This is a genomic window from Microbacterium sp. XT11, assembly GCF_001513675.1.
Classification (GTDB): Bacteria; Actinomycetota; Actinomycetes; order Actinomycetales; family Microbacteriaceae; genus Microbacterium.
In genome coordinates, this window is the sequence record NZ_CP013859.1 from 1,600,334 (window position 1) to 1,615,195 (window position 14,862).

At 71.2% G+C, this 14,862-nt stretch carries 10 protein-coding genes; 5 read left to right on the forward strand and 5 right to left on the reverse strand.

Annotated elements, in window-relative coordinates; genetic code table 11:
• Positions 1–13 precede the first annotated feature (13 nt).
• Genes AB663_RS07455 through ccsB form a run of 3 tightly spaced genes read left to right on the forward strand, consistent with a single transcriptional unit; the run spans position 14 to position 3,557 of the window.
• Positions 14–790: a cytochrome c biogenesis CcdA family protein gene (locus tag AB663_RS07455; protein WP_067197474.1), complete on the forward strand. Its 777-nt coding sequence runs from the start codon at positions 14–16 to the stop codon at positions 788–790.
• A 40-nt stretch (positions 791–830) separates the two neighbouring features.
• Positions 831–2,570 (forward strand): cytochrome c biogenesis protein ResB, encoded by a 1,740-nt coding sequence (gene resB, locus AB663_RS07460; protein ID WP_067202369.1) that lies wholly within the window; start codon positions 831–833, stop codon positions 2,568–2,570.
• A gap of 9 nt (positions 2,571–2,579) precedes the next feature.
• Positions 2,580–3,557 carry a c-type cytochrome biogenesis protein CcsB gene (gene ccsB, locus AB663_RS07465; protein WP_067197477.1) on the forward strand — a complete coding sequence of 326 codons (978 nt, stop codon included), beginning with the start codon at positions 2,580–2,582 and terminating at the stop codon, positions 3,555–3,557.
• Here ccsB and AB663_RS07470 read toward each other — a convergent pair.
• From AB663_RS07470 to AB663_RS07480, 3 genes are read right to left on the reverse strand one after another with little or no spacing between them, the layout of a single operon-like run.
• The gene (locus AB663_RS07470) at positions 3,550–4,146 is read right to left on the reverse strand and encodes a 2'-5' RNA ligase family protein (protein ID WP_067197480.1); all 597 of its coding nucleotides are present in this window, start codon (positions 4,144–4,146) and stop codon (positions 3,550–3,552) included. The genes ccsB and AB663_RS07470 overlap by 8 nt on opposite strands.
• A gap of 27 nt (positions 4,147–4,173) precedes the next feature.
• Positions 4,174–6,162, reverse strand: a complete 1,989-nt coding sequence (locus tag AB663_RS07475; protein ID WP_067197484.1) for a YhgE/Pip domain-containing protein — start codon at positions 6,160–6,162, stop codon at positions 4,174–4,176.
• The gene (locus AB663_RS07480; protein ID WP_067202373.1) at positions 6,159–8,993 is read right to left on the reverse strand and encodes an MMPL family transporter; all 2,835 of its coding nucleotides are present in this window, start codon (positions 8,991–8,993) and stop codon (positions 6,159–6,161) included. Before AB663_RS07480 ends, AB663_RS07475 begins: the two co-directional genes overlap by 4 nt.
• A 119-nt stretch (positions 8,994–9,112) precedes the next feature.
• Here AB663_RS07480 and AB663_RS07485 point away from each other — a divergent pair, with 119 nt between their 5' ends.
• Positions 9,113–9,736: a TetR/AcrR family transcriptional regulator gene (locus AB663_RS07485; protein ID WP_067197487.1), complete on the forward strand. Its 624-nt coding sequence runs from the start codon at positions 9,113–9,115 to the stop codon at positions 9,734–9,736.
• A gap of 32 nt (positions 9,737–9,768) precedes the next feature.
• Here AB663_RS07485 and AB663_RS07490 read toward each other — a convergent pair whose 3' ends face one another.
• A complete protein-coding gene (locus AB663_RS07490) occupies positions 9,769–10,083 on the reverse strand; it encodes a DUF2277 domain-containing protein (RefSeq protein WP_067197491.1) in 315 nt (104 codons plus the stop codon).
• Positions 10,084–10,092: 9 nt separating this feature from the next.
• The gene (locus AB663_RS07495; protein WP_067197494.1) at positions 10,093–11,085 is read right to left on the reverse strand and encodes an o-succinylbenzoate synthase; all 993 of its coding nucleotides are present in this window, start codon (positions 11,083–11,085) and stop codon (positions 10,093–10,095) included.
• Positions 11,086–11,146: 61 nt separating this feature from the next.
• On the opposite strand from AB663_RS07495, the gene metH reads away from it, so the two are divergent.
• Positions 11,147–14,770 (forward strand): methionine synthase, encoded by a 3,624-nt coding sequence (gene metH, locus AB663_RS07500; protein WP_067197497.1) that lies wholly within the window; start codon positions 11,147–11,149, stop codon positions 14,768–14,770.
• The last annotated feature ends 92 nt before the right edge of the window (positions 14,771–14,862 follow it).

Here is a 14,862-nt window from a genome sequence, read left to right on the forward strand (position 1 = left end):
CCGCGGGTGCCTCATGAGCCCCGAAGCCATCATCAACTCGGGAGCGCTGTGGCTGGCGATCCCGGTCGCGATGCTCGCCGGGCTGATCTCCTTCCTCTCGCCGTGCGTGCTCCCGCTCGTCCCCGGCTACCTCGGGTTCCTCGGCGGCGCCGTGTCGCCGCGGCCGTCAGTCGCGGCCGCGCCGTCAGCAGGGACCGTGCCGACCGCCCCGGGGCGCGGACGTCTCGTGCTCGGGGTGCTGCTGTTCATCCTGGGATTCAGCGTGGTGTTCGTCGCCATCACGGCTCTCGGCGGTGCGGCGAACGTGTTCCTCATCCGCTGGGGCGACCTCATCACGCGCGTCCTGGGCGCCGTGATCGTGCTCATGGGCCTCGTGTTCCTCGGCTTCTTCGGCTTCGCGCAGCGCGAGCTGCGGTTCCACGTCGACGCGAAGTACGGGGTCATCGGGGCACCGCTGCTCGGCGTCGCCCTCGGCATCGGATGGGCGCCATGCCTCGGCCCGACCCTCACGGCGATCTTCGCGCTGTCGTTCAACGCGGGCGATCCGGTGCGCGCCGGGTTCCTCGGCCTGGCGTACTCGCTCGGCCTCGGCATCCCGTTCCTGCTCGTCGCGCTCGGGTTCGGCTGGGCCGCGCGGGCGATCGGCTTCCTGCGCCGTCACATCCGGGTCGTCAACATCATCGGCGGGGGGCTGCTGATCGTGCTGGGGCTGCTCATGGTGACGGGTCTGTGGACAGACATCATGTCTCGACTGACGGCGGTGATGAACAGTGTCCTCCTCCCACTCTGATCCCCGCCCCGACCAGAAGACGACGCACCGGAAGGACGCCGTGACCCGCGACTCGACCGACCCTCTGCGGCCGTCCGACCACGTCGACGGCGACGACTCGATCACGCAGCCCAAGCTCGGCGTCGTCGGCTGGCTGCGGTGGGGCTGGCGTCAGCTAACCTCCATGCGCACCGCGCTGATCCTGCTGCTCGTGCTGGCGATCGCGGCGATCCCCGGGTCGATCTTCCCGCAGCGCATGGCCGATCCGAACGGCGTCACGCAGTGGCAGCGCGACAACCCCGACCTCTTCCCGGTGCTCGACGCGCTGAAGATGTTCGACGTGTACCTGTCGCCGTGGTTCTCGGCGATCTACCTGCTGCTGTTCACGTCTCTCGTCGGCTGCGTCATCCCCCGCATCAAGCACCACGCGAAGGCACTGCGCGCGCGGCCTCCGCGTACGCCCGCGCGGCTGCAGCGTCTCGCGGACTTCCGCGCGGTCGACCGCGCGGCGGCGGATGCCGGAGCCGACGCGGTGACGGCGGTCGACATCGCGGAGAAGCAGCTGAAGGCGCTGGGCTACCGTGTCGAGCGGTACGACGACAAGAAGTCGTCGTCCGTCTCGGCTGAGCGCGGATACTGGCGCGAGACCGGCAACCTGCTGTTCCACATCGCGCTCGTCGGCGTGCTCATCACGGTCGGCGTGGGCGGCGGATTCGCCTACACGGGGCAGCGCGTGCTCGTGGAGGGCGAGACCTTCGCCAACACGCTGCTCGACTACGACTCCATGAACAGGGGGCGATTCGTCGGCGACGGCGCCCTGACGCCGTACTCGATGCAGCTCGACTCGTTCGACGTGACCTACCAGCCGTTCGGCGAGCCCGGCTCGGGGCAGGCGGGCGACTTCGCGGCCAACATGACCGTGAAGGAGAACGGCGAGGAGCGCACCGGGGCGGTGCGGGTGAACCATCCGCTCGACATCGCCGGCGACAAGATCTACCTGCTCGGCAACGGGTACGCCCCGACGATCACCGTGCGCAACGCCGACGGCGAGGTCGTCTACAAGAACAGCGTCCCGTTCCTGCCTCAGGACAACAACCTCACCTCTCTCGGCGTGATCAAGGTGACCGACGGGATGCCGGAGCAGCTCGGCCTGCTCGGCTTCTTCTACCCGACGACGGGCGTTCTCGACACGGGCGCGTTCTTCTCCGCCTACCCGGATCTCACCAACCCCACCCTCACCCTCGACGTGTACGAGGGCGACCTCGGCATCAACGAGGGCGATCCCAAGTCGGTGTACGTGCTCGACACGACCGATCTCACGAAGCTCACCGGGCGCGGCACGGACGTCGAGTCGCTCGAGTTGAGCCCGGGGGAGACGGCCGACCTTCCGGGCGGACGCGGAACCGTGACGTTCGAGGACGAGTCGCCGGCGGGGGCCACGGATCTCTCGCAGTCGGTCAAGCGCTTCGCCTCGCTGCAGATCCATCATGACGCCTCCGCCGTGTGGGTGCTGGTGTTCGCGCTGCTCGCCCTCGGCGGGCTGATGCTCGCGCTGTTCGTGCCGCGGCGCCGCGTGTGGGTCAAGGCGTACCCGGCGGGCGACACGGTCACGATCGAGTACGCGGGCCTGGCGCGCGGCGAGGACCCGACGCTCGCCGCCGCGGTCGACGACCTCGTGGCCGGCCACGCGCGGCTGCTCGACGCCGCCGGGGTCACCGCGGCGATGCCCGCCGACGAGCGGGGCGAGACACCCTCCGAACCCGCGGATGCCGAGCCCGCGGCATCCGACACCCGAAAGTAGACTGACACCATGTTCGAGCTCACCGTGATCTCGCCGGTGCTGCTGTGGACCGCGATCGCGATCTATGCAGCCTCGTTCGTCGCCTTCGCCTTCGACCTCGCCCGGCGATCGCAGGTCGCGGCCGACGTCCGCACGGTGCGTGAGGCGGAGCTCGTCGGCGCCGGCGTCGGCGGACGCGGGGGTGCGAGCACGCCTCCGGCCACCACTGCCACGCCGCCGCAGCGTTTCGTGATGGCGCGCATCGGCACGTCGCTCATGGTGCTGGCGTGGCTGTTCCACCTCGCCGCGACGGTGACGCGCAGCATCGCGGCCGGCCGCGTGCCGTGGGCGAACCTGTACGAGTTCGCGATGATCGGCACGCTGCTCATCGTCGCGGTGTTCCTCGTCGTGCTCACCCGCGTCGACCTGCGCTTCCTCGGCACGTTCATCACGGGGCTCGTGGTGGTGCTGCTCGGTCTCGCCGCGACGAACTTCTACGTCGACGTGACGCCGCTCATGGACCCGCTGAAGAGCGTCTGGCTGATCATCCACGTCTTCGTCGCCTCGCTGGGCACGGCGTTCTTCGCCCTCGCGTTCGCGCTCTCCGTGCTGCAGCTCATGCAGTCGCGCCGGGAGCGGCTGCTCAGCGAGGGATCGAGTAAGAAGGCGCCGGGCTTCCTCCGCACGCTCCCCGCCTCCGACCGGCTCGAGAGCATGGCGTACCGGTTCACGATCATCGGCTTCATCCTCTGGACGTTCACGCTCATCGCGGGCTCGATCTGGGCGCAGGACGCCTGGGGGCGCTACTGGGGCTTCGACGTCAAGGAGACCTGGACCTTCGTGATCTGGGTCGTCTACGCCGGGTACATCCACGCACGCGCGACGCGCGGGTGGCGAGGCAACCCGTCGGCGTGGCTCTCGATCGTCGGGTTCGCCGCCGTGATGTTCAACTTCACCATCGTGAACGTGTTCTTCAAGGGGCTGCACGCCTATTCGGGCCTCAGCTGATCCCGCCCAGCGGGATCGTCTCGGCGTACTCCTCGCCGTTCTCGTACCAGACGAACTCGACCGCATCGACGGTCTCGGCGGGTGACGGGTCGAGCGGGCGCACGGCTGCCGCCTCCAGGCGATCCCACGCCTCCGGGCGCAGGGTCTTGGCGTAGACGACCGAGAGGTGGAACGTCCACTCGTCGAGGGGCAGCTCGCCGAGCCGGCGGAAGTCGGAGCCGGCGAGGGCGTCCGTGAGCGACGCGTAGGCGTCGACGAGCGCCGCCGTGCGAGCGAGCCGGAGGATCACGATCTGCCACGGCGCCGCGAAGCTGTCGACGGCATCCGCCGCCAGCGCGATCGGTCGCCGGTCGGCCGCCCACGTCCGGATGAGCGCGGCGAGCTCCTCGCGCCGATGCGGTTCGAAGAAGCCGCGCAGCGTGACGTGCCCGGTGTGCGGGTGCGGGAGCCCGCCGGCATCGCCCGCGAGCAGGGCACCCTGGACCTCCTCGTACGCGCGCGCGACGGCTCCGGCCGGCCGCAGCACCAGGTACTGCTGCCCGTCGAGCGATGCGAGGTGTTCCTGGGTGTCCATGAAGCGTCGGCGCATGGCACGACACTACGCCGGCGACGCCGCTCAGGCGGTGGCGATGACGGCGCGAGTCGAGGTGGTGCGTCGCAGCGCCACGGCGATCGTGGTCGCCAGCAGCGACAGGACGCCCCAGGCGACGAGCCCCGCAGCCGCTCCGCCGCTCGCGGAGATGAGCCCGGCGATGGCGGGTGCCGTCGGCAGCGCCGCGCCGATCGCCGCGAGCCACGCCGGCACGGTCGAGATCAACCCGGTCGCCACCGCGAGCACGCCGACGAGGGCCGAGAGCCAGCGTCCGATCCCTCCGAGCACCGCGACCATGGCCTGGTTCACGGCCGCGAAGACGACGCCCGCGAGCACCGCCGTGCCGGCGAAGGCCCACCACGTACCCGCGTCGTAGGCGGCGACGAACTGGACAATGACCGAGACGAGCACGCCCTGGCCTGCGCCGAGGAGCGCTGCGGGGAGGAAGCCGCGCAGAGCGAGCCCGGCCGACGAGCGGCGCGACGTGAGCGTGCGCGTCGTGTGCGCGCGCATCACGACGAACGACGCGAGGCCGCCGAACCACAGCACGACCGCGGCGAGGAGCGGGATCGCCGTGGGGCCGAAGATCGTGTTCGCCGGGGTGTCCGCCGTGACCGGGTCCGCGATCACGGACGCGAGCGACGTCGACTCGGCGTCGGTGAACGACGGCAGCGAGTCGGATGCCGTGCGCAGGCCGCCCGCGAGGTCGCCGGTCCCCGTCGCCAGCGTGTCGAGACCGGATGCGAGGTCGGTGGCGCCGCCCGCGAGCTCCGTCGCTCCGCCCGAGAGCTGGGTCGCACCGTCGGCGAGCTGGCGCGCGCCCGCCGTCGACGGATCGATGCCGTCGGTCGCGAGCTGCGTGAGCCCCGCGGCGATCGACGATGCGCCCGTCCCGGCGTCGCGCATGCTCGTCGCGAGGGTGCTGAAGGTGCCGGGGAGCGCCGCGATCCCGCCGGCGACCTGCGGATCGTTGAGGTAACCGGAAGCGGTTCCGGCCGAGGTAGCCGCTGTCGCGGCGTCGCCCGCCGCCTCCTGCACCTGCGCGCAGAGGTCGCCCGGCGTGAGTGACACGCATGTCGCGGCCATCGTGCCGAGCTTCTGTGCGAGCCCGGCCGTCTGGGCCGCGGCGTCTCGTGCGGCGCCCGATCCGGTCTGCACGGCGCCGACGAGCTGCGTCGTCCCGGGGATGTTCTGCTCCAGGCTGGACGCTCCGCCGAGCAGGCCGGAGCCGAGCTGGGACGCGCCGGCCGCCACCTCCCGCGTCTTCCCGGCGATGGTGCCGAGCCCGCCGGCGAGGTCGGAGGCGCCGGACGCGAGGGCGTCGGCTCCCGACGCGAGCTGCGTCGCGCCCGCGGGGATCTGGGCTGCGCCGGTCGCGGCATCCCGTGCTCCCGACGCCAGCTGTGCTGCGCCGTCGGCGGCGTCGCCGATCTGGTCGCCGATCGTGGTGAACCCGACGAGGACGTTGTCCATCGTGGCCTCCGAGATGGTGGTTCCCATCGTCGATGCGGCGACCGAGGCGAGCTGCCCCGTGATGAGGTCGTCGGCGACGCGGCCGTCGTCCGGAGTGGTGACCGTGATCGTCGCCTTCTCGGGGGCCTCTCCGGTGCCGGCGATCGCCTGGCCGGAGGAGGTCGCCGCGCGGGAGAAGTCCTCGGGGATGGTGACGACGGCCTGATACGTGCCGTCGGCCAGTCCCTCCTTCGCGTCGTCCTCGTTCGAGATGACCCAGGTGAGGTTCGACCCGTCGGTGTCGTCATCCGCGTCCGACGAGTCGGGCCCTTCGACGAGTCCTGCGGCGAGCTGGCGGCCGAGCGGCGTCACCTGGCCGTCGATGGTCACCGGGTCGTCGAGGTTGACGATGGCGGCGGTCATCGAATCGAGGCGCTCGGTGGGGTCCTGGAGCGCCGCCACGAGGATGCCGCCGACCGCGGCGGGCAGCAGCAGCACGCCGAGCAGGGTCAGCCACGTGATCGGCTTGCGCGAGCGGGCGCGTTCGATGCGGAGGGTCATGCGTTCACCTCGGTCGTCGGAGCGGATGCGGAGTCGGGTGCCGGGAGCGCAGCGGGGGTGGTGACGTCGATCGTGTCGGGCGCGGGCCGGCCGGCGGACGACAGGAGTTCTCGTGCGCTCTCCGGGGCGGATGCCGTGAGCACCACGGCCATGCCCGCACCGGCGTCGCGCAGGCGGGCGGCGAGCTGATCGCGGTCGGCGGTGGACAAGCGGTCGGCGCCGTCGATCACGACCACGGCCGGGCGCCCGCGGAGGGCGTCGTCGAGCTCGGATGCCGAGACTCCGGCATCCGTCGCGATCACGGCACCGACGTGCGCACGGACCCACGCCGCGCGACCGGGCAGCAGGTGCCCTGCGACGCGCAGCCGGCCGCCGTCCGGCGTGACCCGCCCCGCGATCGCGAGGGCGAGAGCCCGCAGCCGCCCCGGGGATGCGCCGGTCAGCACGACCGATGCGCCGGGAGTGACGCGCAGCCGGAATCCGCGGATGCCGGCCTCGTCCAGCTCGAGCTCGTCGGCGGCGACGACCGAGTCGTCGCCGGGCCAGTCGGCGAGGTGCCGCTCGCGCTCCACAGCCTCGCCCTCGATGTCGACGCTCGGGAGGATGCGCTCCAGCCACGCGGAGAGGCTCCACGCGCGTTCGCCGAGGATCGCCATGAGGGCCGGGATCAACGTCATGCGCACGAGGAACGCGTCGATCGCGATGCCGGCGGCGAGGCCGAGGGCGATGGGCTTGAGCGAGGAGTCGCCCTCGGGGACGAACGCGACGAAGACCGCGAACATGATCAGCCCTGCCGCCGTGACCACCTTGGCCGACCCGGCGAACCCGCTCTGTACGGCTCGGAGCGCGGCGGCGCGGCGCACCGAGCGGTCGGGGCTCTTCGAGCCGGGGTCGTGCACGTAGTCCTCCCGCATGCGCGAGACGAGGAACACCTGGTAGTCCATGGCAAGGCCGAACAGCACGCCCATGAGGATGATCGGCATGAAGCTGATGATCGGCCCGACCTTCGCCACGTGCAGGAGGTCGGCGAACCAGCCCCACTCGAACACCGCGCCGACGACGCCGAATGCGGCCACGATGGAGAGCAGATAGCCGAGGGCCGCGGTGACCGGCACCCAGATCGAGCGGAACACGATCGTGAGCAGGATCAGCGAGAGCCCGATGACGAACACTCCGAACGGCAGCAGCGCATTGCCGAGCTGGTCGGAGATGTCGATCGCGACGGCCGTGAACCCGGTGACCTTCAGGTCGATGCCGAACTCGTCGAGCCACTGGTCGTGGTGCGCACGCAGTTCGCGCACGAGGTCGGCGGTGGCGGGGTCGTCCGGCGCAGTCTCGGGGATGATCTGCACGATGCCGGTGTCGGCCGTCTCGTTCGGGGTCGCGAGGGCGACCTCCTCGACGCCGTCGATCTTCTCGACGGCCGAGCCGAGGTCGTCCATGAGCCCCAGCGGGTCGGTCGAGGTCACGATGGTGCCGGTGAGGATCAGCGGCCCGTTGAAGCCGGGGCCGAACTCCTCGCCGACGAGATCGTAGCTCTGGCGTGCCTGCGAGTCCTTCGGCAGCACGCCCGCGTTGGGGAGCGCGAGGTCGAGGCTCAGGGCAGGCGCCGCCACGATGCCGAGTCCCAGCACGATCGCGAGCGAGACGAGCACCGGTCGCCGTGTGACGCCGGACACCCAGCGCCGGCTGAACGAGCGGCGCGGCGCGGCCTGGGCCGTCGCCGCCTCCGCAGACCCGGCTGGGTCGGCGGCCCTGGCTGCCTTCGTGCGGACGCGTCGCGTGCGCGGCGCGCGGTCACGGCGCGGCCACCCCACCACCCGGCCCTTCACGAGGCCGAGGAAGGCGGGGGTGAGCGTGACGGCGATGGCCACGGCCACCGCCACGGCGACGGACGCCGCGACCCCCATGGTCGTCAGGAACGGGATGCCGGCGAAGCTCAGGCCGATGAGGGCGATGAGCACCGTGATGCCCGCGAACACGACGGCCGAGCCGGCTGTGCCGACGGCACGCGATGCGGACTCTTCCGGGTCGACGCCTGCGCGTACCTGATCCTGATGCCTCGCCATGATGAAGAGCGCGTAGTCGATGCCCACAGCCAGGCCCAGCATGAGCGCGAGGAGCGGCGTCGTCGACGACACCGTGGCGAAGGCCGTGGCGGCGAAGATGCCGGCGATCGACACGCCGACGCCCAGCACCGCGGTGAGCAGGGGAAGGCCGGCGATCACGAACGAGCGGAACGTGACGATGAGCACGAGCAGGGCGATGAGCAGGCCGACCGCCTCGGTGAGCGTCACGCCGGGGATGGACGTCGCGAACAGGTCGCCGCCGAGTGCGGTGCGCGAGCCGTCGGGCAGCGCGGCGGCGAGGTCGTCGACGGCATCCGAGAGGGCGTCCTTGGTCTCGGCGGACACGTCTGTGGCCTGCCCGTCGAACTGCAGCCGCACGATCGCGGCGGTCTCGGCGTCGTTCACCATGCCCGTCACCATCTCGTCGTACGGGGAGGTGACGGCCAGCACGCCGTCGAGGCGCGTCAGATCGTCGACGGCGTCCTCGATGTCGGCGCGGTAGTCGTCGTCGGTGACGTGGTCGCCGTCAGCCGCGACCACGATGAACTGGGCATTGGTGCCGCTCACCTGAGGGAACGAGCGCGAGAGCTGCTCGAGGCCGGCCTGCGACTCCGTGCCGGGGATCGAGAAGGTGTTGTCCGTGCCCTGTCCGAGCACGAGTGCGCCGGAGCCGGCGATGCCAAGCACGATCAGCCACGAGAAGAGCACGCGCCACGGGTGGCGGTACGACCAGCGCCCGAGCGACGACAGGAGAGTGGACACGAGGCCTCCGAGGATCCCATTCGGATACACTTCTGTATCCGATACATAGATGTATCGTAAGGGCGTCAGCCACCGCCTGTCTGTGTGCGGGGTGTGAGAATGTGGAGCGGGAGGATTCGATGACGACACCGGCCACGCGACGACGCGAGAACACGCGAGCGCGGCTGCTCGACGCCGCCGCACAGGTGTTCGCCAAGGTCGGCCTCGACGGCGCCTCCGTCGAAGCGGTCTGCGAGCGCGCGGGGTTCACCCGCGGCGCGTTCTACTCGAACTTCGAGTCGAAGGACGAGCTGTTCCTCACCCTGGCGGCCAGCGTCGGAGAAGAGCGGGTGACGGCGGTCCGCGCACGCGTGGAGGAGATGGCGGCCGACGGCGCGCTCGCCGAAGGCTGCGACCCCGTCGCCCTCGTGCGCGAAGTCATGGACGCCGGAGGAGACGACCGTCTCGGCGTGATGCTGCACAGCGAGATCCGCATCAGGGCGCTGCGCGACGAGGCCTTCGGCTCGGCGTACCTCGCCCAGGAGCGCGAGATGGTGCGCAGCATCGCTCAGATCATCACCGACATCGCGGAGGTCGGTCTGTTCCGGCTTCGCGTGCCCGCCGAAGCCGCCGCACGCATGCTCATGATCGTGTGGGAGGGGATGACCGTTCGCGGCGCCATGGCGGGACAGGATGCCGGGCAGCTGCGCCATTCAGGGGGCGAGGAGCTGGGCCGGCTGGTGCAGCTGCTCATCGCGGAGTGACCTGGTCGGCCGTCCGACGCGGAGGCCGACGATCAGGACGCGGCGCGCGCGGCGCGCTTCTCCTGCTGGTAGACGCGGATCGCCTCGTAGCGCTCGGCCGAGCGGGCCTGCCGCTTCGCAGCCTCCTCCGCGCGGTTCTTCGGCGGCGCGGAGGTGACGAGACCGTCGAGCAGGCGACGCGTGGCCGCCGCGATCTCGTCGACCGCACGGTCGAACACCTCCTGGTTCGCGCGCGAGGGCTTCGTCGTGCCGGCGATCTTGCGCACGAACTGCAGGGCGGCGTCGTGGCACTCGTCGTCTGTGGCGGCGGGTTCCAGATTGTTCAGAGGGACGATGTTGCGGCACATGCCGCCAGGCTAGGCCGCATCGGCCGCGCCGCCAAGGGCCTCATGGCAGCGGCGGAGGCGGTCGAGCCACCACTCGCGACGGTCGGGCGAGGCGGCGAGGCGGTCGAGGGCCGCGGCATCCGGTGTCGTCCTCCGTGCGGGGAGGGTCCCGTCGACCGGACGGCGATCGGCCACGTCGTCGAGGAACAGCGATGCGGTGCCGAGTCCGCAGTCGTAGTCGAGGTCGGGGAGGGCGGCGGCGAGCGCGGCGCCCTGGGCGAGTCCGACGGCGGTGTCCAGCGCGCTGGAGACCACCGCGGGCAGACCGGCGGCCGTCACGATCTGCAGGGCGTGTGTCACCCCGCCCAGCGGTTGCGCCTTCACGACCAGCAGGTCGGCAGCCCCGGCCCTCGCGACCGCGAGCGGGTCGGACGACTTGCGCACGCTCTCGTCGGCGGCGACGGGGATGCCCATGTAGGTCACACGACGGCGCAGCTCGGCGAGCTCCTCCACGGTGGCGCACGGCTGCTCCACGTACTCGAGGTCGAACTCGGCCAGGGCGTGCACGGCGTGCTCGGCCTCGTCGACGTTCCACTGCCCGTTCGCGTCGACGCGGATGCGCCCCTCCGGTCCCATCACCTCGCGCGCCGCCCGCACGCGCGCGATGTCGTCCGCGAGGGTCTGCCCCGGCTCTGCGACCTTCACTTTGGCTGTGCGGCATCCGGGGAACCGGGCGAGCACATCGGCGACGCTCTCCGCAGCCACGGCTGGCACCGTCGCGTTCACCGGAACGCGGTCGCGCACGGGCGCGGGCTGCGGGTTCCAGGCGAAGTCGATCGCCGCCGCGAGCCACGTCGCCGCCTCGTCGTCGCCGTACTCGACGAAGGGGGAGAACTCCGCCCATCCCTGCGGACCCTCGAACAGCAGCGCCTCGCGGGTGTCCACGCCGCGGAACCGGGTGTGCATCGGAAGGGCGACGACCCGCGCCGTGGCGAGCAGGTCTGCGAGAGGCGGGAGGCTCATGGCTCCATCTTGCTCCGTCGCACACCGAAACATGCGGCGAACCCGCCCCTAGGCTGGGAGGATGCACCCCCGTCACCCCCTCGACATCGAGGCGTTCGATCGCCCCGCCCGCTCGCAGGCGCTGCTCGACGCCGTGCAGTCGCGCGTGGTCATCGCCGACGGCGCGATGGGCACGATGCTCCAGCAGCACGACCTGTCGCTCGACTCCGACTTCCAGGGCCTGGAGGGGTGCAACGAGATCCTCAACATCACCCGCCCCGACGTCATCGCCGGCATCCACGACGCCTACTTCGCCACCGGCATCGACGCCGTCGAGACCAACACCTTCGGGGCGAACTGGTCGAACCTGTCGGACTACGGAATCGACGACCGCATCCACGAGCTCGCCGAGGCCGGCGCCCGCATCGCGCGCGAGCGCGCAGACGCCGCCGAGGCGGCGGGCGGGCGCGTGCGCTGGGTGCTCGGGTCCATGGGGCCTGGCACCAAGCTGCCGAGCCTCGGCCACACGACGTACGAGCACCTGAAGCAGACGTTCGCGCTGCAGGCCGAGGGGCTCATCGACGGCGGCGCCGACGCGTTCCTCATCGAGACCAGCCAGGATCTGCTGCAGACGAAGGCGGCGGTGAACGGATGCAGGCAGGCGATCGTCGCTCGCGGCATCCGCCTGCCCATCTTCGTCGAGGTCACCGTCGAGACCACCGGCACGATGCTGATGGGGTCGGAGATCGGTGCCGCGCTCACCGCGATCGAGCCGTTGGGGGTCGACGCGATCGGGCTGAACTGCGCCACCGGACCCGCCGAGATGAGCGAGCACCTGCGTCATCTGTCGAAGCATGCCACGGTGCCGATCGCCTGCATGCCCAACGCGGGGCTGCCGGTTCTCGGCGCCGACGGCGCGCACTACCCGCTCACCCCTGCCGAGCTCGCCACGGCGCACGAGCAGTTCGTGCGCGAGTTCGGACTCGGCCTGGTCGGCGGATGCTGCGGTACGACGCCCGAGCACCTCGCGGCCGTGGTCGAGCGGCTGGAGCCGTACCGTTCGCGGGCGCTCCCCGCGCGCTCGCCGCAGGTCGAGCCCGGCGTCGCGTCGCTGTATCAGCACGTCTCGTTCGACCAGGACGCTTCGTACCTCGCGATCGGCGAGCGCACCAATGCCAACGGCTCGAAGACGTTCCGCGAGGCCATGCTCGAGGAGCGCTGGGACGACTGCGTCGAGATCGCCCGCAACCAGATCCGCGTCGGCGCGCATCTGCTCGACGTGTGCGTGGACTACGTGGGCCGAGACGGGGTCGCCGACATCCGCGAGGTCGTGTCGCGCTTCGCCTCGCAGTCCACGCTCCCGCTCGTGATCGACTCCACGGAGCCTGCCGTCATCCGCGCCGGTCTCGAGCTGATCGGCGGCCGGCCGGTCGTGAACTCCGTGAACTATGAGGACGGCGAGGGGCCGGAGAGCCGGTTCGGACGCATCATGCCGCTCGTCAAGGAGCACGGCGCCGCGGTCGTGGCGCTCACGATCGACGAGCAGGGCCAGGCGCGCACCACGGAGGGCAAGGTCGCGATCGCCTCGCGCCTCATCGACTCGCTGGTCGGGGAGTGGGGGATGCGCGTCGAGGACATCATCGTCGACTGCCTCACGTTCCCCATCGCCACGGGTCAGGAGGAGACGCGCCGCGACGGCATCGAGACCATCGAGGCGATCCGGCAGATCACGCAGAAGTACCCCGGCATCCACACCACCCTCGGCGTCTCCAATGTGTCGTTCGGCCTCAGCCCGGCCGCGCGCATCGTGCTGAACTCGGTCTTCCTGCACGAGGCCACCGCAGCGGGGCTGTCGAGCGGCATCATCGACGCCGCGAAGATCGTTCCGCTCGCCTCGCTGCCCGAGGAGCAGCGCACCGTCGCGCTCGACCTCGTGTGGGACCGGCGCGAGTACGACGCCGACGGAAACGTCACCTACGACCCGCTGGCCGCGATGCTCGACCTGTTCGCGGGCGTCGACACGGCGGCCCTGCGCGACCAGCGCGCCGCCGAGCTCGCCGCGCTCCCGGTGGGTCAGCGGCTGGAGCGTCGCATCATCGACGGGGAGGGCAAGGGGCTCGACGCCGACCTCGACCTGGCGCTCGGCGAGGGCATGACAGCGCTCGGCATCATCAACGATCATCTGCTCGAGGGCATGAAGGTCGTCGGAGAGCGCTTCGGCGCCGGCGAGATGCAGCTGCCGTTCGTGCTGCAGTCCGCCGAGGTCATGAAGAACGCGGTCGCGCTGCTCGAACCGCACATGGAGAAGTCCGAAGCGTCGGGCAAGGGCACGATGGTGATCGCGACGGTGCGCGGCGACGTGCACGACATCGGCAAGAACCTCGTCGACATCATCCTCACGAACAACGGCTACAAGGTGATCAACCTCGGCATCAAGCAGCCGATCGCCGACATCATCGCCGCGGCAGAGGAGCACGACGCCGACGTGATCGGCATGTCGGGCCTGCTCGTGAAGTCGACGGTCGTCATGAAGGAGAACCTGCTGGAACTGCAGGCGCGCGGGCTGGCGAAGAAGTGGCCGGTGATCCTCGGCGGCGCCGCGCTCACCCGCGCCTACGTGGAGGACGACCTCGCCGGCATGTTCGACGGCGAGGTGCGCTACGCCAAGGACGCATTCGAGGGACTCGCGCTCATGGAGCCGCTCGTGCGCGTCGCCCGCGGCGAGGACCCGGCATCCGTCGGCCTGCCTCCGCTGAAGAAGCGCATCCACGCGCGCGGGCCGAAGCTCACGCTCACCGAGCCGGAGGCGATGCCCGCCCGGTCCGACGTCGCCGCCGACAACCCCGTGCCGGCGCCGCCGTTCTGGGGCACGCGCATCGTGCGCGGCATCGCGCTGGGCGACTACGCCGCGTACCTCGACGAGCGCGCGACGTTCATGGGGCAGTGGGGCCTCAAGCCCGGGCGCGGGGAGGACGGCGCCTCGTACGAGGAGCTCGTGGAGCGTGAGGGCCGGCCGCGCCTGCGGTACTGGCTCGACCGCATCCTCGCCGAAGGCATGCTCGACGCCTCGGTCGCCTACGGGTACTTCCCCGTGGTGTCCGAGGGCGACGACGTCGTGGTGCTGCACCACGGCGACGACCCGACCGGCGTGCTGGGGGTGCCCGGACTGCTCGCGCCTGACGGAGGCTCCGGCGGCGTGCTCGGCGCCGACCGGCTGCGCTTCACGTTCCCGCGGCAGCGCCGCGATCGGCACCTGAACCTCGCCGACTTCGTGCGCTCACGCGAGTCGGGCCAGGTCGACGTGCTGCCCGTGCAGCTCGTCACCGCCGGGGCTGCGATCGACAGGGTGACCGCGAAGCTCTTCGCCGAGAACCGGTACCGCGACTACTACGAGCTCAACGGCCTCGTGATGCAGCTCACCGAAGCGCTCGCGGAGTTCTGGCACGCCCGCATCCGCGCGGAGCTCGGCTTCGCCGCCGAGGACCCGGCCGACACGGCTGGCCTGTTCAAGCTGGAGTACCGCGGCGCACGGTTCTCGCTCGGCTATCCCGCGTGCCCCGACATGGAGGACCGCCGCAAGGTCGTCGAGCTGCTGCGCCCCGAGCGCATGGGCGTGGAGCTCAGCGACGAGCTGCAGCTGCATCCGGAGCAGTCGACCGACGCCTTCGTGTTCCATCACCCCGAGGCGAAGTACTTCTCGGTCTGAGCAACCGCCCGCCGGCACGACCCCTGCCCGGGGCCGCGCGTCCGCGCGTCTGCACCTCCGCGCCTTCTGCGGAGACCCCCGCTGAGCGGCGA

Coding starts and splice junctions, on each gene's coding strand:
- AB663_RS07455 (WP_067197474.1), top strand. CDS start 14: ATGAGCCCCGAAGCCATCATCAACTCGGGAGCGCTGTGGCTGGCGATC.
- ccsB (WP_067197477.1), top strand. CDS start 2,580: ATGTTCGAGCTCACCGTGATCTCGCCGGTGCTGCTGTGGACCGCGATC.
- AB663_RS07470 (WP_067197480.1), bottom strand. CDS start 4,146: ATGCGCCGACGCTTCATGGACACCCAGGAACACCTCGCATCGCTCGAC.
- AB663_RS07475 (WP_067197484.1), bottom strand. CDS start 6,162: ATGACCCTCCGCATCGAACGCGCCCGCTCGCGCAAGCCGATCACGTGG.
- AB663_RS07485 (WP_067197487.1), top strand. CDS start 9,113: ATGACGACACCGGCCACGCGACGACGCGAGAACACGCGAGCGCGGCTG.
- AB663_RS07490 (WP_067197491.1), bottom strand. CDS start 10,083: ATGTGCCGCAACATCGTCCCTCTGAACAATCTGGAACCCGCCGCCACA.
- AB663_RS07495 (WP_067197494.1), bottom strand. CDS start 11,085: ATGAGCCTCCCGCCTCTCGCAGACCTGCTCGCCACGGCGCGGGTCGTC.
- metH (WP_067197497.1), top strand. CDS start 11,147: ATGCACCCCCGTCACCCCCTCGACATCGAGGCGTTCGATCGCCCCGCC.